This window comes from Pseudomonas sp. ASL3 (genome assembly GCF_056680425.1).
The window spans coordinates 2,074,868-2,093,055 of the sequence record NZ_CM155281.1; the positions used below are offsets into that span (position 1 = coordinate 2,074,868).

Sequence of the window (18,188 nt, forward strand, 5' to 3'; positions counted from 1 at the left end):
CACAATTATACATAGGGTCAATCGCCGGTAAGGGCTGATGGGCATACGCTGCCGTTCACTCTCTTTTTCTGTCATGAAGTACAGCTTATGATACTGATCTGCATCGTTGACGATGACGCCTCTGTCAGAAGCAGCCTCGGTAATCTGCTCAGGTCGGTCGGTTATCGCACGGTGAGTTTTGCTTCCGGGGAAGCGTTTCTGGCCTCGAGTGCCGTCGATGAGGCGCTGTGCGTGCTGCTCGATCTCAAGATGAAAGGTATGCAGGGGCTTGAGGTGCAACACTGCCTGAACGCTGACGGCAAGAGCATCGGCGTACTGTGCATGTCTGCCCATGGCGATGAGGCGTCGATCAAACGCGCGATGGAGGCAGGAGCGATTCGGTTTTTGCGAAAACCTTTCTCCGAGGAGTGTCTCCTGGAGTCGATAAACCTGGCGCTTGATCGCAAGCAAAGGACTTTATGAGTGCTAACGTGTCGGATTCGAACATCGGTGAGCGAACCGCGCGTAACACTGAAGTCGATGGCTTCAATGAGCAATGGCTGCAAAGCCTCTCATGGCAAGTGCTGGTGGTCGATGGCGAGATAGCACGTTATCGGGTCCATTCGCCCTTTTGTTCGCGCAAGTGGCTTATTGCGAAATCTGCATCGTTGGCCGCAGACAGCGTGGTTCGGCGCATCGAACGTGAGTTTGACCTGCGCGGAGCGCTTGAGCCCGCTTGGGCCGTAATCCCAGTGGCGCTGGTGCCAATGCCTGAAGGCCCGCTGTTGATACTCGAAGACCTCGGCGGCCAGCCACTGCATGATTTTGCCAATGGCACACTCTCGATTGGTCGCTTTCTGCGCCTGGCAGTGGGGGCCGCCCAAGCCCTTGGTCATGCCCATAAGCGCGGTATTCTCCATCGCGACATCAAGCCTTGTAACTTGATCGAAAGCAGCGACGGGGTCGTTCGACTGACCGGGTTCGGTGTCAGCGTACTGCATGGTTCAGACACGCAGCTGCCCGTTGCGGATTCGATTTGCGGCACCTTGGCCTACATGTCTCCGGAACAGGCCCGACGGGTCGAGCGTCAGGCCGACGAGCGCAGCGATCTGTATTCATTGGGCATGGCTTTGTATGAGCTACTGACCGGTCAACTGCCCTTTGAGGCGAGTGATCCTGTGGAGTGGGTTTACAGCCATGTGGCACGTCAGCCGCCGTCGCCCACACAGATGCGTGAATCCGTGCCGCAACCACTGGGTCATTTGATCCTCAAGCTGATTGCCAAGAATCCGGCCGATCGATACCAAAGCGCTTCAGGCCTGGAAGCCGATTTGCGCTTGTGCCTTGCTCAATGGAATGAGTTCCAGCACATCGCCTTCTTCGAACCCGCCATGCATGAGACCAACGGTGCAAGTATCGCGGCCCCGGAGCTGATTGCGCGCTCGAGTGAGATTGAAACGTTACGTGCCTGCTTCGAGCGGGTGACACACAATGGTCTCTGCGAGATCGTGTTGCTGTCCGGCTATGCAGGCTCGGGCAAGTCTGCACTGGTGCGTCAGTTACATCAGGATCTTGCGTTGACGCCGGTGTTGTTCGCCTCGGGGAAGTTCGATCAGTACCAGAAAGACATTCCGTACGCCTCACTGGCTCAGGCCCTGCGTTCGTTGGTGATGCGTATTCTGGGCGAGAGCACGCAAGAGCTGGATCGTTGGCGTGAGAAGTTAGCAGAAGCATTGGGCGGCCATGGGCGGCTGATCGCCAATCTGGTACCCGAGATAGAGTGGGTGACCGGTCCATTGCCCGATGTTCTCGATCTGCCCGCGACAGAGGCTCAGAGTCTGTTCAACTTCGTTTTGCAGCGGCTGATCGGCACGTTTGCAACATCTGAGCATCCGTTGATTCTGTTCTTCGACGATTTGCAATGGCTCGACGATGCGACGTTGTCGTTCTTCACCCACTTCAGTGCGGCAGGTTACCGGCATCTGATGTTGGTCGGTGCCTACCGGGATAACGAAGTCCGTGACTCAAAGGTTCTTTCGACGTTTCTACGGCGTCTGCGCAGCGGTACGACCCGCCTGACAGAACTCGAGGTACCACCGCTGAATCTTGATGCGGTTTCGCGTCTGATCGCTCAGATGCTGAACAGCGATCCCGCCGCCCTGGAACCCTTGGGCCGGGCGGTTTATGAAAAGACAGCGGGCAATCCATTTTTCATCGACCAATTGCTCCGTTCGCTGTTCGATGAGCAGTTGATCAGGCGTGACGGTGAAAGCGGAGTATGGACCTGGGACTCCAGGGGCATTCTGGAGCATCGCTCTGCCGACAACGTCATCGATCTGATGGTTGCGCGTATTGCGCGTTTGCCAGAGAAGACACGGACAGTGCTGGGTCATCTTGCCTGTATCGGTTTGCGGGCCGATGAAGGGGTGCTCGCCGGTGTCAATCAATCCAGCAGCAAGACCGTACGCAGACACCTGAGACCGGCTGTGGAAGCCGGTCTGGTGATTGAGAATCGGGATGGTTTCGTGTTTTGCCATGACCGGATACAAGAGGCTGCCTATTCTCTGACTCCGGAGGCCAATCGTCCGGCCGAGCATGCGCGTATCGCCCGATTGATGCTCAACGAACTATCCAATAACAAGTTCAGCAATAACAGTCAGCAAGACACCACTTTTCAGATCGTTACCCATATTCAGCGAGCGTTGCCGAGCGAAGTCAGGTGCGCGGAAAAGTGCCGGTTTATCCATGTTCTGTTGAAGGCCGCCCGCCGTTCCAAGAAGGCGGCGGCTGTGCAGTCTGCGTTGAATTACTTGGCAACGGCTCAAGCACTGGCGGGGGATCGGCGGTGGAGCGAGCACTATACGATCAGTTACGAGGTTGAGTTGTTGCAAGCACAATGCTGGCTCCTGGATGGCCAGTTCGAGCCTGCCAGCCGAGCGATTGCAGTGTTGCTCGAGCACGTACGATCAGGTGTCGAGAAGGCTGCCGTTTACATGCTCAAGGTCGAGTTGCTGTCCCTCTCATCCAGCTATCAGGCAGCGATCGAGACCGCCATCGAGGGGCTAAAGACGTTTGCCATCGATATCCCTCTCAAGATTGGCGACGCCGACATCGAGCAGGCATTGAGTCGGTTGCAGCAGACGCTGGGCGCGCGAAGTATCGCGTCGCTGGTCGACCTGCCCGAGATGCAAAGCGCGGAAATCGAGTCAGCCATGGGATTGCTCTCGAGCATGACGGGGCCGGTGTCTTTTATCGATGAAAAGCTTTTGTTCCTGCACCTGTGTCACATGGTGCAGTTGTCCCTCGAACATGGCATCACCAGCTCTTCAGCCCATGGGTTTGCCTGGTTTGGCATCGTGCTGGCCCACATGTATGGGCGCTATGAGGACGGTTTCGAGTTCGCCCATACGGCACGCAAAATCGTTGAGCACCGCGGATACGTCGGCGGCATCACCGCGACACTGGTCGCCCTTGATCAAGTCAGCGCCTGGACCCAGCCGTTGACCTATTCCCTCGATTGTGCCCGTGCAGCCTTCGCGGCCAGCTGCACCGAAGGCAATCTGACAATGAGTTGTTATGCCTGCAACCACATCGTCTCGGACATGTTAGTGATGGGTGAGCATCTGGATCGGGTCCAGGAGCAGATAGAGCGAGGCCTTTGCTTCACTCGCCAGGTAAATTTTCGCGATGTCGAAGCGATCCTCCAGACTCAGGCTTCATTCATAAAATCCATGCGCTGCACCGACCACCAAGGTGCTTTGCAGGCGTATTCAGACCCCGCCATCGAAGCTCAGGTGTTCGAGAGCGCCATGGCTCCGATGGTTTTCTGGTGGTGGCTGCTCAAAGGCATGTCGAGCTTCTTTTACGGTGATGTGGTCACTGCCAGTGCGTGCCTGAATCGAGCCGACACGCTGAAATGGTCGACGCCGGCGCATATCCAGTTGCTCGATTTTCATCTGTTCAGTGCGCTTAATCTGGCTGCCCGTTGCACCTCAACGCAGGACGTCGACCTGACGGTCGAGCTAATCGAGCCGCATCTGCGCAAGCTGAACGGGTGGGCGGCACTCACGCCGTCGACCTTCAAAGACAAGGCCTTGCTGGTGCAGGCCGAGGTCGCGCGTCTCAAGGATGACACTCTGCTCGCGCTGTCGCTTTACGAAGAAGCCGTTCGCGCCGCAGCGGCGCAGGGATTCATCCATATGCAGGCGCTGGCCCATGAACTGGCTGGGCGCTGTTATGAGGCCAACGGTTTGATTACCGCAGCCCGTAGTCATGCACGGGGCGCAAGGGATTGTTATCAGCGCTGGGGTGCCGAGGGCAAGGTGCAACAGTTGGAGATGCTGCATGCGTTCCTTCGAGAACAACCGTCGACCTCCCGGTCCTCGATCAACATCGTTGGCGCACAGGACAAGCTCGATCTGGTCTCCGTGATGAAGGCATCCCAGGCACTGTCGGAAGAAATCGTCCTCGACCGTCTTATCGAAACACTGCTGACCCAGACCATGCTGCATGCCGGTGCACAGCGTGGGCTGTTGATCCTGGTCAAAGACGGTGTCCCTCGGATCGAAGCCAGCGGCTGGGTGAAGGATCTCGACATCGAGGTTGATCTGACCGAGAGAGTGCCCCAGCCGTCAGATCTGGCGCTGTCTATGGTTTTTACCGTCATGCACACCCGTCAGCTCATCGCACTCGACGACGCGACGGGTAATACACAGTTCTGCGTCGATCCCTACTTCATGACCCAGCAAGTTCGTTCGGTTCTGTGTTTGCCACTGGTCAAGCAAGGGCAGGTGATAGGCGTCCTTTATCTGGAAAACAACCTGGCATCGGGGGTCTTCACCGCAAATCGGACCACCGTGCTCGAGCTTTTGGCGGCCCAGGCTGCAATCTCTCTGGAAACCGCCCGCCTGTATGCCGAGTTGCTCGAAGAAAACGCCAGGCGCCGGGAAATCGAATCAGCGTTGCGAACCAGCAAGGCGGTTCTCGCGTTGGGCCAGCGAATAAGTCACTCAGGCAGCTTTCGCTGGAACTCGATGATTGACGAGGCATTCTGGTCCGACGAGCTTTTCGCGGTGTGGGGGTTTCCGTTGGCCGAAGCACCGCCTCGGGAGCGGGAGCTGGGACAATACATTCATCCCGATGACCGTGAGGGATTCAAATCCATGCTCGAACATGCGGTTCGCACGCGAACACCGTTTCAGCATGAGTTCCGGGTGAATACCCCTGATGGGAAAGTGAAGCACCTGGAAGTGCTGGGCGCGCCAGACGGGGAGAATATATTTGTCGGGGTGGCCAGCGATGTGACCGAACGTCGTGCGACTGAGGCGGCCCTTAGAAATGCCCGGGCGGAGCTGGCCCGGGTCACTCAGGCAACGACCATGGGTGAGCTGGCGGCCTCGATTGCCCATGAAATCAACCAGCCACTGGCCTCCATCGTCTCCAATGCCAGCGCCAGCGTGCGCTGGCTAACTCGTCAGGCCCCCGATGTCGCCGAGGCACTGGGCGGTCTGCGTGACATCGTCAACGATGGCAAGCGAGCCGCAGACATCGTGCGTGCGCTGCAGGCATTGGCCAAGCAGTCGGCGCCCAATTTGCGCAAACTTGAAATCGATGACGTGATCAAGAATGTGTTGACCTTGACGACCAGCGAAATCGAGCAGAAGCATGTCGTCCTGAGCGTCAAGCTGGCCGCTTCAGAAAAACCGGTGATGGGCGACTGCGTACAGCTGCAACAAGTCATCCTGAATCTGGTGATGAACGCGGTCGAAGCGATGAGTTCTATCGATAGTCGCCAACGGATCCTCAGCGTCACATCGCGAATGCTGTATCCCGATCAGGTGATAGTGAGTGTCGAAGACACCGGCCAGGGTATTCAAGCGCACGACATCGAGCATGTCTTTGATGCCTTCTTCACCACCAAGGACAGTGGGATGGGCATGGGCCTGGCGATATGCCGGTCGATTATCGCTGCACACAAGGGGCAGCTGTACGTCGTGGCGGGTCGCTCAACCGGTAGCCTGTTTGAATTCACCTTACCGACCGCCGACGTTGCCGGGTACACCGAGTGACGAGAGACCGACGGTTCAGTGCTGCAGATTCAGTCCGGCCATTTCGAGGTCAATAATCGCTGGCAGAAATTCAGGCGTTTGTAGCGCGGATCGTAGTATTCAAGTACGTCCCATTCAAGTACGTCCCCGATAACGCAGTCGGAGGGGTGTCGGGGGCGGCCGGAAAGACTCAGGGCCAGGGTCTCGATCAGCTTGAGTTTGAAACCGGGCTCGCGTGGATGGGCGTCAAGTATCAGGGACAGTTGACCCGCACTGAGTTCGTCGAGGTGAGCGCCAAACAGATCGGTTTCGACCCCGGCGGCCACCAGCGCCGCGACAGTCGATTTGTGCTCGGGAATCCCTGGGGTGGTGTGCAGGGCGATGGCGTCCCACACCTCCGCGATGTCACTTGCACGGGCGCCATAGCCCTTGAGAAATTCTCGCGCAGCGTTCGCGCTATCGATCTCGAAACGCTCCTGCGAGTTGCGGTGCAGCGCAGTCAAGCCAACCCCATGAAACATCGCGCTGATATAAAACAACTCCGTATCGAAGGCCCAGTCCCGGTATTCTCCGATGCAGGCGCCAAACAGAAAAACCCGTGCCGAATGATCGAATAGCAGCTGTGATTCGGCGTCCCGAATCAACTCGGTGGCAGCGCGGGCCATCGCACTGTCGGGAACCATAGTGTCACCGACTGCTGTGGTCAATGTCGGCATCAACTGCTCCTTGTGAGTGCGCGTCGGGTGGAAATTCACCATAAGTAATGCCCCACAAGAAAGTCCTTGGTTCGGGCCTTAAACTTTCTGAATTCCTTGGGTGCCGAGGCGGCCCGCGGGTTTGCGCCCTTGGGTCATTCAGAACAATTCATCTTGCAAGAAGGACTTTAAGCCCCCTGAAATCCAGACTGGGTTTGCGTTACCCCGTCCCTCATACGGAGAGTCTGGAATGGCTACTGTCAGCCCGCCGCAGGCACAGCGGATCGAACCGTTCAGATCTTCTGAACAGCTGAATATGGACCCGACATTGGATCTATCGGCGGCACTTGATGTGCTGCTGGCCGAGCGCTGGTCAATAGACGGCGATCCTGAAAACGTCAGCAAACCCCTTGATGATGTCGACCGAACTGTTTCTACCGTCGATCGGCCGGCCTACCGCCTGGCGTGTAGCTTGTTGCTGGTTCTGCGCAATCGAAAGACCGTCGACCGCGATTTTGTCGACCAGGCTATGTTGGCGTTGTGCTCATATTTGTCGGACCGCTATCAAGATGTACAAGCGTCCAGATCCGACGACCGCGTGGCGCTTTCGCCGTGGCAGGAACGGCGAGCCAAAGAAATGATGGAAAACCATGTGGCTCAGGGCCTGTCTATTGCCCGAATCGCCAATTCATGTTCGCTTTCACGCAGTCACTTTTCCCGCGCTTTCAAGAAAAATACCGGGGTATCGCCGCGCGACTGGTTTCTGCAGATACGCCTCGATAAAGCCAAATGCCTGTTATCGGATTCCAGTCTGTCGATTTCGCAAATCAGCCTGGACTGTGGTTTCGCCGACCAGTCGCACTTCACTCGGGTGTTTACCCGAGTGATGGGGGTCACCCCGTTCAACTGGCGACGGTCCCAGGCAGTTGAGTGCTGCACAGGTTGATCTACACCTATCGAACACAATCGCCGGTTAAATAGCACGAATGTTCAAGGCATCGAGCCTGGGATCTGCTTAGTTGAACTGCAAACACGCTGATAAAACCTGTTCAACTGTTTACTGCGGATTGCCATCATGAATCGAAACGATCTAAGGCGCGTCGACCTGAATATTCTGGTGATTTTCGAAGCGCTGATGTTTGAGAGAAATCTGACCCGGGTCGCCGAAAAATTGTTCATGGGTCAGCCTGCCGTCAGCGCCGCGCTGGCCCGCTTGCGTAATCTGTTCGATGATCCGCTGCTATTGAGAAACGGTCGAGTGATGGAGCCGACGGCACGCGCGTTGGCCATCCTCGAAGAGTTACGACCCGCCATGGACACGATATCCGGCGCTGTCAGTCGTGCTAAAGACTTCGATCCATTGTCCAGCTGTGATGTGTTTCGTATCGGCCTGTCCGATGATGCTGAGTTCGGGTTGTTTCCGCCTTTGTTGACTCAGCTGCGCGAGGAGGCGCCAGGGATCATTGTGGTGGTGCGTCGGGCCAACTACCTGTTAATGCCGGCCTTGCTCGCATCCGGGGAAATATCGGTGGGCGTCAGCTACACCACGGACCTGCCAGCCAACGCCAAGCGCAAGAAACTGCGGGATATCGGCTGCAAGGTGCTGCGTGGCGACTCGCGTCCCGGCTCGCTGACGCTGGACGAATATTGCCAGCGACCGCATGCGATGGTGTCCTTCTCTGGCGACCTGAGCGGCAACATCGACCTGGACCTGGCGAAGGTTGGCCGAACGCGCAGGGTGGTACTGGGCGTTCCCCAATTCAACGGTTTGCGCGCATTGCTCGCCGGGACCGAATTGATTGCCACCGTGCCTGATTACGCGGCCTGTGCCTTGGTAGAAGGGTGCGCGCTGCGGGCTGAAGATCCACCTTTTCCGATCGTTGCAGCCGAGCTTTCCATGGTCTGGAGTGGGGTTCATGACAATGATCCGGCAGAGCGTTGGTTACGCAGCAAGATCGGCCAGTTCATGTCTCAAACCTTGAGCGTTTCGCCGTGAATCGAGCGGTCTCGACAAGGGCACATTCTTTCTAAAGACAGCACGCAGGTTCAATTCCTGATGGGGAAGGGTAGGGCATTATCAACGCTCGAATATGCCGCTACTTAGCGAATGGAGCCTGTTATGCCACATGCAATCGCTCAACCTGGAAAGACGTTGCTGGACCCCTCCAACCACACGTTGATCATGATCGACTTTCAGTCGCAGATGGCCTTTGCCACCAAGTCCATCGATGCGGTGGCTTTGCGCAATAACGCAGCCTTGGTCAGTAAGGCGGCCAAGGAATTCAAGGTTTCGACCATCCTGACCACAGTTGCCGAGAAAAGCTTTTCCGGGCCGATGTTCGATGAAATCATTTCGGTGTTCCCGGAAGAAGTCGTGATCGATCGTACGTCCATGAATACCTGGGAGGATCCGCGTATCGCCGTGCGCGTCAACGCTATCGGCAAGCCGAAGATCGTCCTTGCCGGCTTGTGGACTTCGGTGTGCATCGTCGGGCCTGCGCTGTCGGCGATCGACCAGGGCTTCGAGGTTTACTTCATCGCCGATGCGTGTGGCGACGTCTCCACCGAAGCGCATGAGCGCGCTGTCGAACGCATGGTTCAGATCGGCGCCCGCCCTATGACGTCCTTGCAGTATTTGCTGGAGCTGCAGCGCGATTGGGCTCGCGGCGAGACTTACGATCAGACAGTCAAGACCTCGATTGCCCACGGTGGCGGTTATGGGCTGGGCCTGATCTACGCCAAAACGATGTTTGGTGCTTCCGAAGGTCATTGAGACCTGCAGGTAGTGCGCAGCCATCCGCCTGAGTCGGCGGATGGCTGCGCCAGGTCACCATCCGAATTCGTCAACGTGCTGCTCATGTTCCACTGGTGAATCAATGAAATTCATGACCCTGGATGAAGCGGCACGCGATTTCGGCCTGCTGTTTTTGCGGATCAGCGGTTCGCTGTTTCTGCTCTACGTGCACGGCCTGCCCAAGTTGCTGCATTACACCGCTGAGCTGCAGCGCATTGAGGATCCCTTTCACCTGGGGCCGAATGTGACCCTGATGCTGGCGATTTTTTCCGAGGTGATATGCCCGCTGTTCATTGCGGCAGGCGTATTCACCCGTCTGGCCTGTTTACCTGTGCTGTTTGTGCTGTTGATTGCGCTGGTGATTGTCCATCCGCAATGGAGCCTGGAAGAGGGTCAATTCGGCTGGCTGCTGTTGATCATTTTTTTCAGCTTGTTCATCGCAGGGCCCGGCCGCCTTGCTTTTAATCAGCGGTTTGCAGGAGTGCTGAGGTATGCCTGAGTTCGTCAAACCCGACATCGCCGAGCCTCTTTCTCGGCAGCCCGCCCTTGATGCAGGAGCAACGTCCATGCCCAACCCCGCTTTTAATGAGGTCGTGACGTTGGTGGTCAAGCACCGGATCAAGGCAGGGTTCGAGGCGAAATACGAGGCGTGGCTACGGCGAATCGTGAGCATCGCCAGCAGCTATCCAGGCCACTTGGGTGTCGATATCGTTCGAGGTAAAAGCGCGGGCTTGCAGATGTTCACCTGTGTGCTGCGTTTTTGCTCCACAGACGCCATGCAAAGCTGGCTGGACTCCGAAGAGCGCGGGCGGCTGGTTGAAGAGGCCATTCCAATGTTGGCCGACGGCGACCAGATCGAAGTCAATCGCCACAGCGAATTCTGGTTCTCGCCGGCACCTGAGAACTCAGCGCCGCCGCGCTGGAAACAAGCCTGCGTGACCTTTCTGGTGATCCTGCCCTTGACCCTGTTGGTACCGCTGGTCTGGCGACCGGTCTTCGGCTTGAGTCCGTGGCTGGCGAATTACGTGGTGAGCACCTTTCTGGTGACGATCACCATCGTGCTGTTGGTGGTCTATCTGTTGATGCCATTTGCCACACGGCTGTTCGCCCCATGGTTGAGCGCGCAGAAGCGCAACGCCGATGAAGCACCTGGCGACAAGCGCTGACGAGACCTGTCCGGTCCCAGGGCCCAGTGCAGCGGCTGCTTTATTTTCTATTGTGTTACTTGCCGGCAACGCCGGCGCTTCCAATCCCCTGTCGAAGGAACTGCGATGAAAGCTGATCTGATTCTTTACAACGGGCAATTTCATACTGTCGACCGTGAAAAGCCGAGCGCCAGTGCGGTCGCCATCAGCGCCGGACGCTTTGTCGCCGTCGGCACTGAAGCAGAAGTCATGGCCTTGCGGGGTAGCGGCACTCAGGTTATTGATGTGCAGAAGCGCACGGTGATCCCGGGGCTCAACGACTCCCACCTGCATTTGATACGGGGCGGCCTGAACTACAACCTGGAGTTGCGCTGGGAAGGTGTTCCGTCCCTGGCTGACGCGCTGCGTATGCTCAAGGACCAGGCTGCGCGCACGCCCACTCCACAATGGGTTCGCGTCGTGGGTGGCTGGACCGAATTTCAGTTCGCCGAAAAGCGCATGCCGACACTCGAGGAGCTGAACCAGGCGGCGCCCGACACGCCAGTGTTCGTGCTGCACCTCTATGATCGCGCCTTGCTCAACCGTGCAGCCCTGCGTGTCGCCGGCTACACCCGCAACACACCCAATCCTCCGGGCGGCGAGATTCAGCGTGATGCCAATGGCGATCCGACGGGCATGCTGGTCGCCAGACCCAATGCCATGATCCTGTATTCGACGCTGGCAAAGGGACCGAAGCTGCCGTTGGAGTATCAGGTCAATTCGACCCGGCAGTTCATGCGCGAACTCAATCGCCTGGGCGTCACCAGTGCGATCGATGCCGGCGGTGGTTTCCAGAACTATCCGGATGATTACGCGGTGATCGAGCAATTGGCCAAGGAGCAGCAGCTCACAGTCCGGATCGCTTACAACCTGTTCACCCAGAAGCCCAAAGAAGAACTGACCGACTTCAAAAACTGGACCAGCTCGGTGACGTTGCGCCAGGGCGATGATTTTCTGCGGCACAACGGTGCGGGCGAAATGTTGGCTTTCTCTGCCGCCGACTTCGAGGACTTCCTCGAGCCGCGTCCGGATTTGCCGCCGGGCATGGAGCAGGATCTGGAGCCGGTGGTGCGACACCTGGTCGAGCATCGCTGGCCGTTCCGACTGCACGCCACCTACGACGAATCGATCACGCGCATGCTGGACGTTTTCGAGAAGGTCAACCGGGACATTCCGTTCAACGGATTACCCTGGTTCTTCGATCACTGCGAAACCATCACGCCAAAGAACATCGAGCGAGTCCGCGCACTGGGTGGCGGTATCGCGATTCAGGATCGGATGGCCTTTCAGGGTGAGTATTTCGTCGAGCGCTATGGGGCTAAGGCGGGTGAACACACGCCGCCGATCAAGCGCATGCTCGCCGAAGGCGTTCCGGTCGGTGCAGGTACCGATGCCACCCGCGTTTCGAGTTACAACCCTTGGACTTCGTTGTACTGGATGGTCAGCGGCCGCACCGTAGGCGGGCTGGAACTCTATCCTGAGGGCTTGTCGCGTGACACCGCGCTCGAACTCTACACCCGGGGCAGCGCGTGGTTCTCGTCGGAGCAGGGTAAGAAAGGCCAGATCAAAGTCGGTCAACTGGCTGACCTGGTGGCGCTCTCCGCGGACTTCTTCAGTGTCAACGAAGAGTCGATCAAATGGATTGAGTCGGTGTTGACCGTCGTTAACGGCAAGGTCGTGTATGGCGCCGGCGACTTTGAAAAACTGTCGCCACCCGGCTTGCCGGTGCTGCCGGACTGGTCTCCGGTGGTGAAGGTTCCAGGCCACTGGCGTCCGACCTCGCCGATGCTGGCTCAGGTTCACCAGTGCAGTGGGCCGTGCGTTGTGCATTCCCACGGTCATGAGCGGGCGCGGATGTCGACGGTGCCGGTCAGCGACTTCCAGGGCTTCTGGGGCGCGTTTGGGTGCTCTTGCTTTGCCTTCTGAGGTGTCGATGAACCCGGCAAAAACCGAGGCCCCACAGACCTCGGCATGGAGCCCGTTGCGTACGCGTATTTTCTGTGCGCTGTGGCTTGCCAGCATCGCCTCGAACATCGGTACCTGGATGCACGAGGTCGGTGCTGGATGGTTGATGACATCACTGTCGACCAGTCCCATGAGTGTGGCGCTGGTTCAAGTGGCGGGCGCCGCGCCGATGTTCTTTCTGGCGCTGCCTGCGGGTGCTCTGGCGGATATCGTCAACAAACGTCGTTACCTGATCGCCATCCAGCTCTGGATGGCGAGCATGGCGTTACTGCTGACGATCCTCAGCCTCCTCGGGGTAATGTCTTCAGGACTGTTGCTGACGCTGACATTGGGCATGGGTGTGGGTACGGCGTTGATGATGCCCGCCTGGTCAGCGCTTACCCCGGAGCTGGTACCGGGTGCCGAACTGCCCGCAGCGATTGCCCTGAGCAGTGTGGGTATGAACGTTGCGCGGGCGATCGGACCAGCCATTGCCGGCGTATTGGTCAGCCTGGTAGGGCCTTGGGCGACGTTTGCGGTCAACACGCTGTCGTTTTTTGGGGTCATTGCCGTGCTGTTCTTCTGGAGACCGGCTCCCCAGGTGTCAGTGTTGCCGGCAGAACGATTGTTCAGCGCGATTCGTGTGGGCTGGCGTTTCGCCCGAAGCTCGCGGCCCTTGCAGAAGGTTCTGCTAAGGACCATGGCGTTCTTCGTCGGTGCCAGCGCAGGCATGTCCTTGCTGCCCTTGATTGTGCGTGGCGAGCTGAAGGGCGGTGCCGCCGATTTCGGCGTTCTGCTGGGCAGCGTCGGTATCGGCGCAGTGCTTGGCGCCATGCTGTTGCCGCGGATCCGGCAACGCCTCACCTCGGATGGGCTGGTTCGTCTGGCCAGTGCGGTGTATGCAGTGGTGCTGTTTGCCCTGGCGTGGTTGCGTCAGTTCCAGTTACTGATCCCGGTCATGCTGCTCAGTGGCGTGGCCTGGATCGCCGTGCTTTCGAGTTTGCAGGTGGCAGCCCAGACCTCTGTGCCTGCCTGGGTCCGGGCTCGCGCACTGGCCATCTACATTCTGTCGTTCTTTGGCAGCATGGCCATGGGCGGGGCGCTCTGGGGATTCGTCGCCAGCCGCAGCTCTATCGCAGTGGCACTTGGCGGGGCAGGCGTTCTGCTGTTACTGGGTATTGTCGTGAGCTGGCGGGTGCGTCTGCCCGTGACCACTCAGGGCGACATGGCGCCTTCACTGCATTGGCCGCAGCCGTTGCTCGACAGCGACATGGGGCATGAACGTGGGCCGGTGATGATCACGGTGGAATACGACATCGCTCCTGCGCACAGCGTGGCCTTTCAGGCGGCAATGAATGACGTGCGGCAGATGCGTATGCGCAATGGTTCGTTCTCCTGGGGGCTGGTTCAGGACACTGAAAATAGCCGGTGCTGGTCGGAGTTCTTTTTCGACGAATCGTGGATCGAGCACATGCGTCACCACCGCCGTGTCACGCGGGCCGAACTGAGGATTGAAGCCTCGGCACGCCGCTACCAGACCGCCAACGTGCCGGTCCGCATCCGACACTTGCTCGCGGGGCAGGGCGACTGACAACCGAATTCGCCCGGCACGGCGGGCGGTGAATCCCACCCACTGTAGTCGACACTTTTAAAACTCACGGCGTCAAACATGAGCAACTCAACTCACAGAACAACGGCCCGAATATTCTCTTGATCCGACCTTCAATCCTAAGTTTGCGCACTGAAACATTCACCCTCACCCGAGTCAGTCACACCCACCCTGACCTGAATGAGATTATCAATATTCCGTGTGAGGAAGCCTTCTCAGTCATCATCCAGCTCAGGGACTTTTCCGATCACCGGCTTTGGCATGGAAGGCGCTTGAGTTATGCCGGAGGGTATCTCAAGGGCTGTGTTTCTCTGCCCTACTTGGGCGACGAACTACGCTGCCAGCACCGGGCCGCCTACGACAACCTCAGGTTCAATATTCCGCGCAGTACGCTGGATGAACTGCAAATCGAAACGGGTGGAAAACCTGTCAGCAACTTCAAGTACGAGCAGGGCACACAGGACCCGGTCATCTATCACCTGGCCCAGGCCATGCTGCCCGTGCTGCAGGATCCAGCCGCCGCCAACCCATTGTTCATCGACCATATCCTGCTGGCGCTATGCGCGCACACCACCCGGCATTACGGCCAGTCTCGTTCAGGTTCGGAGAAGGGCTGCACCCGGCTTTCACCCGCTCAGGAGCGTCTGGCCAAAGAGCTGATCGCCAGCCATTTGGGCGATGATTTGTCGGTGTCGCGCATCGCCCAGGAATGCGCATTGTCCCGAAGTCATTTTTCAAGGGCCTTTAAGCAAACTACCGGCGTGGCGCCGCATACCTGGTTGTTGCAGATGCGCGTTGAGCGCGCCAAGGCATTGTTGTTGACCACTCCCCTGACCGGAATCTCACAGATAGCCCAGGAATGCGGTTTTGCCGATCAGCCGCATTTCACCCGAGTTTTTACCCGGCTCATCGGCGTGACGCCCAGTGTCTGGCGTCGACAGGCCAAGGGTTAGAGCCCAATGCATAAAACACTGCCTGTGTAGCTCAATCGTTCAAAAATGGCACATACGTTCAATTCTGCTCGGAATGAAGGACTTACAGTGAGAGGCGTCAATCCCTCCAAAAAAGTTTGACGGGAAGGGGAGTGTCGGAAGTAAGTGGTCAACTAATTATCTCGATGAGGAGCGATGGGTATGCCCAACGTATATGACAAGGTTGTGTGGGGCCTGCTCACGTCGGTTTCTCTAATGGGCGCCAGTGAATCCAATGCAGAAGACGCATTTTTCACTGACTCGCATTTGAATGTATTGGCGAGAAATTTTTATCTAGACACTGATTATAAGAAGGATACGCCTGGGGCGAAGGACCGCAATGAATGGGCCCAAGGCTTCATTGCCAACTTCACCTCCGGCTTCACCGAAGGGCTGATTGGCGTGGGAGTTGATGCCCATGGGTTTTTGGGGCTGAAGTTAGACAGCGGGAGGGGCAGGTCCGGCACCGGTCTATTGCCCGTCGATAGCAAAGGCGAAGCCGCAGACGAGTATTCCGATGGCGGGGGGGGGGTGAAGTTTCGTGTCTCAAAGACCATTTTGCGTGTCGGTGAGATGACTGTCACGACGCCTGTATTCGATACGGCAGATCTTCGATTGCAGCCTGAATATGCGAGTGGTCTTCTGCTGACCAGTTCTGAGGTCAAGGATCTTGTGGTCAACGCAGGCCACTTCACGGGCTTTAAAAACCAGAATTCTACGGACAGTCGGGGTGAATTCAAGGGCTACGGAGCGTCTACTGCCGGAGGAGGGATCGACTTTGTCGGGGGTGACTACACCTATTCCGATCAAACCGGCGGCTCGCTTTACATGTCGAATTTGACCGACACCTGGTATCAATACTATACAAATCTGCATCACACGGTAGAACTGACATCTGCCCAGAGTTTGAAGTTTGATTTCAATCTCTATCATACAGATGATCAGGGTAAGGCACTGGCGGGCAAAATAGATAACACTATTTATAGTCTGGCTGCTACCTATAGATTTTATCAACACGGCATTACGCTTGCTTATCAGAAAGTGGAGGGTGACACGCCTTTTGATTACATCGGTGGCGACTCGGAATGGATAGCCAACTCAGCAAAAATTGCGAAGTTCAATGGCGCCGGCGAAAAATCCTGGCAATTGAAATATGATGTGGACATGGCGGGGTATGGGGTACCGGGTCTGAAGTTTTTCGCGAGGTATGTGACCGGCTCCGGTATTAACGGGACGCATGCCCCTGTGGGCAATGTGTACTACCCCTTCAATCCGGCGACTAACACTTATGTGCCGATTCAGGGGCGTGACGGCAAACAATGGGAGCGCGATATTGATGTTAAATACACGGTCCAGACAGGCCCGGCTAAAGATTTAAGCATGCACATGACCCACGTCACCAGCCGGGCGAATGCGGCGCAAGGAAGTGGAGATTTTGACCGGCTTTATCTGGTCGTCGAATATCCAATCAATGTGTTTTAGGCTGCTCGCGATTGCAGCAAGAGATCCACCAGCTCATTGCCAAAGCGGTGGCAGTCGCCTGGCCAACGTGCGGTTAGCAGATTGCAGTCGCGGACCACAAAGCCGCGTTGTGGCTTGGCGGCCGAGTCGCGCTGAGGCGTTAGCGGCCCAGGCAAGAAGTCGCCAGGTCTGGCCAGGGCGGCTTTAACTTCTGCCTCAACCGTCTGCGGGTAGGTGCGGTAGTAGCGACCGAGCCAGGGTGCTGTAATCGACCAGGCCAGCAGCTCCATATTTTGCACCAGCGCGGTCGCCTTGCGCCCATGCAATACCGAACGGCCGCTGTCAGGGTCGAGGGTACGGGCGAGCAACAGCGGACCGTGGCAGATGGCGGCGATCGGTTTGTTCGCTTTAAAGAAGTGCAAGACGATCTGCTTCGCCTGTTCCGACTCCAGCAAGCTGCGCATGCCGACGGCATGGCCGCCGGGAACCATCAGCCCCTCGAATTGGCTTGGGTCGACATCGGCGTAGGCCATGGGTTTGCGAAACGCATCATCCGCGATCATCGCGTGGTAGCGCTGGAGGTCGGCTTTGCGCGTCATCAGGAACGGGCTCAGAGGGCCAAAACCAATGTCGACCAGGCGCGGGTCCGCATAGGCTGGCAAACCTTGCGGGGTGGCGAAGCGCACGTCGATGCCAGCCTGGCGCAATGCCTGCCACGGCACGCTGCTTTCGGTGGGATCGTAGTCAGCTTGAGGGAGTAGGAACAGCATCATGCAAGCTTTCTCGCGTTGACGTTGTGGTGGCGGTCATGGTCGATTTACCGCTGACCGTTAAACCCTGTCGGTTCGGGGTCAGCCAATCGATGAACAGCGCAAACAGTTCCGCCTGCGAGCTGATTTCCAGCTTGGTGTAGAGATTCTTGCGGTGCAGTCGAGGAAGGCGGCATCGCCCATTACCGTGAAGGCCGTCGCCAAGCTTGCGTGCCAGGTCTGCAAAGCCTGGAGGGGAAGGGTGGTTGGGGCATCGCCGCGGGTATCGGTCATGCCCGGCAGTCTACTCGCCGGGCAGGTTGCGTGCAAAACGCCGTGAACTTGCCCTGGACGGTTTCGTAGGAATCGAAGGTGTCGTAGATCACCTTGATGCCGGTGGCTTTTTCGAAGTTGGCGATGGTGTTCTCACCAATGTAGTCCGCCCAGTTGTATAACCGCAGGGTATTGCTGTCCGCGTCCGCGTCCGCGCCATGGCTGAGCGCCGGTAAAGCGGCCAGTGCTGCGCTGAGTACTGCTACCAGGGCTTTGTGCATATCAGTCCCACCTTGTAGTTATTCTTGCGTTCGGGCCGAGCGGCTGGCCCCACTCTCACGCAGCGCCTGCGATCACGCCATAACCCGAACGGGTAGGTGAGAGGTGTGTTCGCGTACAGGCTTGCAAGTCGGCGCAAAGGGGGCTTACCCGCGCAGGTAAGCCCTGGGTTGGCATTTCACACCTCTGCACAAAACGGATGG

At 57.7% G+C, this 18,188-nt stretch carries 13 protein-coding genes and 2 pseudogenes; 11 read left to right on the forward strand and 4 right to left on the reverse strand.

The features are described 5' to 3' along the window. Positions 1 to 87: 87 nt before the first annotated feature. A complete protein-coding gene (locus AC1MEE_RS09475) occupies positions 88 to 462 on the forward strand; it encodes a response regulator transcription factor (protein ID WP_480415082.1) in 375 nt (124 codons plus the stop codon). Continuing rightward, positions 459 to 6,047, forward strand: coding sequence for an AAA family ATPase (locus AC1MEE_RS09480; protein ID WP_480415083.1), 5,589 nt, complete (start codon positions 459 to 461; stop codon positions 6,045 to 6,047). Before AC1MEE_RS09475 ends, AC1MEE_RS09480 begins: the two co-directional genes overlap by 4 nt. Before the next feature lie 29 nt (positions 6,048 to 6,076). On the opposite strand, the gene AC1MEE_RS09485 is transcribed toward AC1MEE_RS09480, so the two are convergent. Beyond that, positions 6,077 to 6,742 carry an HD domain-containing protein gene (locus AC1MEE_RS09485; RefSeq protein WP_480415084.1) on the reverse strand — a complete coding sequence of 222 codons (666 nt, stop codon included), beginning with the start codon at positions 6,740 to 6,742 and terminating at the stop codon, positions 6,077 to 6,079. A 229-nt stretch (positions 6,743 to 6,971) separates the two neighbouring features. Between AC1MEE_RS09485 and AC1MEE_RS09490 the strand changes: the two genes are divergently transcribed. From AC1MEE_RS09490 to AC1MEE_RS09530, 9 genes are all read left to right on the forward strand, one after another. Continuing rightward, positions 6,972 to 7,667, forward strand: coding sequence for a helix-turn-helix domain-containing protein (locus tag AC1MEE_RS09490; protein ID WP_480415085.1), 696 nt, complete (start codon positions 6,972 to 6,974; stop codon positions 7,665 to 7,667). Between the two features lie 129 nt (positions 7,668 to 7,796). Then, positions 7,797 to 8,717: a LysR family transcriptional regulator gene (locus tag AC1MEE_RS09495; RefSeq protein ID WP_480415086.1), complete on the forward strand. Its 921-nt coding sequence runs from the start codon at positions 7,797 to 7,799 to the stop codon at positions 8,715 to 8,717. Positions 8,718 to 8,840: 123 nt separating this feature from the next. Continuing rightward, on the forward strand, positions 8,841 to 9,494 hold the full coding sequence (locus tag AC1MEE_RS09500; protein WP_480415087.1) for a hydrolase: 654 nt from the start codon (positions 8,841 to 8,843) through the stop codon (positions 9,492 to 9,494). A 103-nt stretch (positions 9,495 to 9,597) separates the two neighbouring features. Beyond that, positions 9,598 to 10,014 (forward strand): DoxX family protein, encoded by a 417-nt coding sequence (locus AC1MEE_RS09505; RefSeq protein ID WP_480415088.1) that lies wholly within the window; start codon positions 9,598 to 9,600, stop codon positions 10,012 to 10,014. Positions 10,015 to 10,081: 67 nt separating this feature from the next. Further along, positions 10,082 to 10,681 (forward strand): antibiotic biosynthesis monooxygenase, encoded by a 600-nt coding sequence (locus tag AC1MEE_RS09510; RefSeq protein ID WP_480416193.1) that lies wholly within the window; start codon positions 10,082 to 10,084, stop codon positions 10,679 to 10,681. A 105-nt stretch (positions 10,682 to 10,786) separates the two neighbouring features. After that, positions 10,787 to 12,625, forward strand: a complete 1,839-nt coding sequence (locus tag AC1MEE_RS09515) for an amidohydrolase (protein WP_480415089.1) — start codon at positions 10,787 to 10,789, stop codon at positions 12,623 to 12,625. A 7-nt stretch (positions 12,626 to 12,632) separates the two neighbouring features. After that, entirely contained in the window at positions 12,633 to 14,234 is a 1,602-nt protein-coding gene (locus AC1MEE_RS09520) for an MFS transporter (RefSeq protein WP_480415090.1), read from the forward strand. A gap of 290 nt (positions 14,235 to 14,524) precedes the next feature. After that, positions 14,525 to 15,205 carry a helix-turn-helix domain-containing protein gene (locus tag AC1MEE_RS09525; RefSeq protein ID WP_480415091.1) on the forward strand — a complete coding sequence of 227 codons (681 nt, stop codon included), beginning with the start codon at positions 14,525 to 14,527 and terminating at the stop codon, positions 15,203 to 15,205. A gap of 180 nt (positions 15,206 to 15,385) precedes the next feature. Further along, positions 15,386 to 16,705 (forward strand): OprD family porin, encoded by a 1,320-nt coding sequence (locus AC1MEE_RS09530; protein WP_480415092.1) that lies wholly within the window; start codon positions 15,386 to 15,388, stop codon positions 16,703 to 16,705. On the opposite strand, the gene AC1MEE_RS09535 is transcribed toward AC1MEE_RS09530, so the two are convergent. The 3 genes and pseudogenes from AC1MEE_RS09535 to AC1MEE_RS09545 form a co-directional block, all read right to left on the reverse strand. Beyond that, complete coding sequence (locus tag AC1MEE_RS09535; RefSeq protein ID WP_480415093.1) at positions 16,702 to 17,457, reverse strand: DJ-1/PfpI family protein; 756 nt, start codon at positions 17,455 to 17,457, stop codon at positions 16,702 to 16,704. The two genes, AC1MEE_RS09530 and AC1MEE_RS09535, sit on opposite strands and share 4 nt — an antisense overlap. Before the next feature lie 76 nt (positions 17,458 to 17,533). After that, positions 17,534 to 17,617, reverse strand: a pseudogene (locus AC1MEE_RS09540) (hypothetical protein); the annotation flags it as partial. Between the two features lie 157 nt (positions 17,618 to 17,774). After that, a pseudogene (locus AC1MEE_RS09545) lies at positions 17,775 to 17,987 on the reverse strand (spermidine/putrescine ABC transporter substrate-binding protein PotF); the annotation flags it as partial. Positions 17,988 to 18,188: the final 201 nt, after the last annotated feature.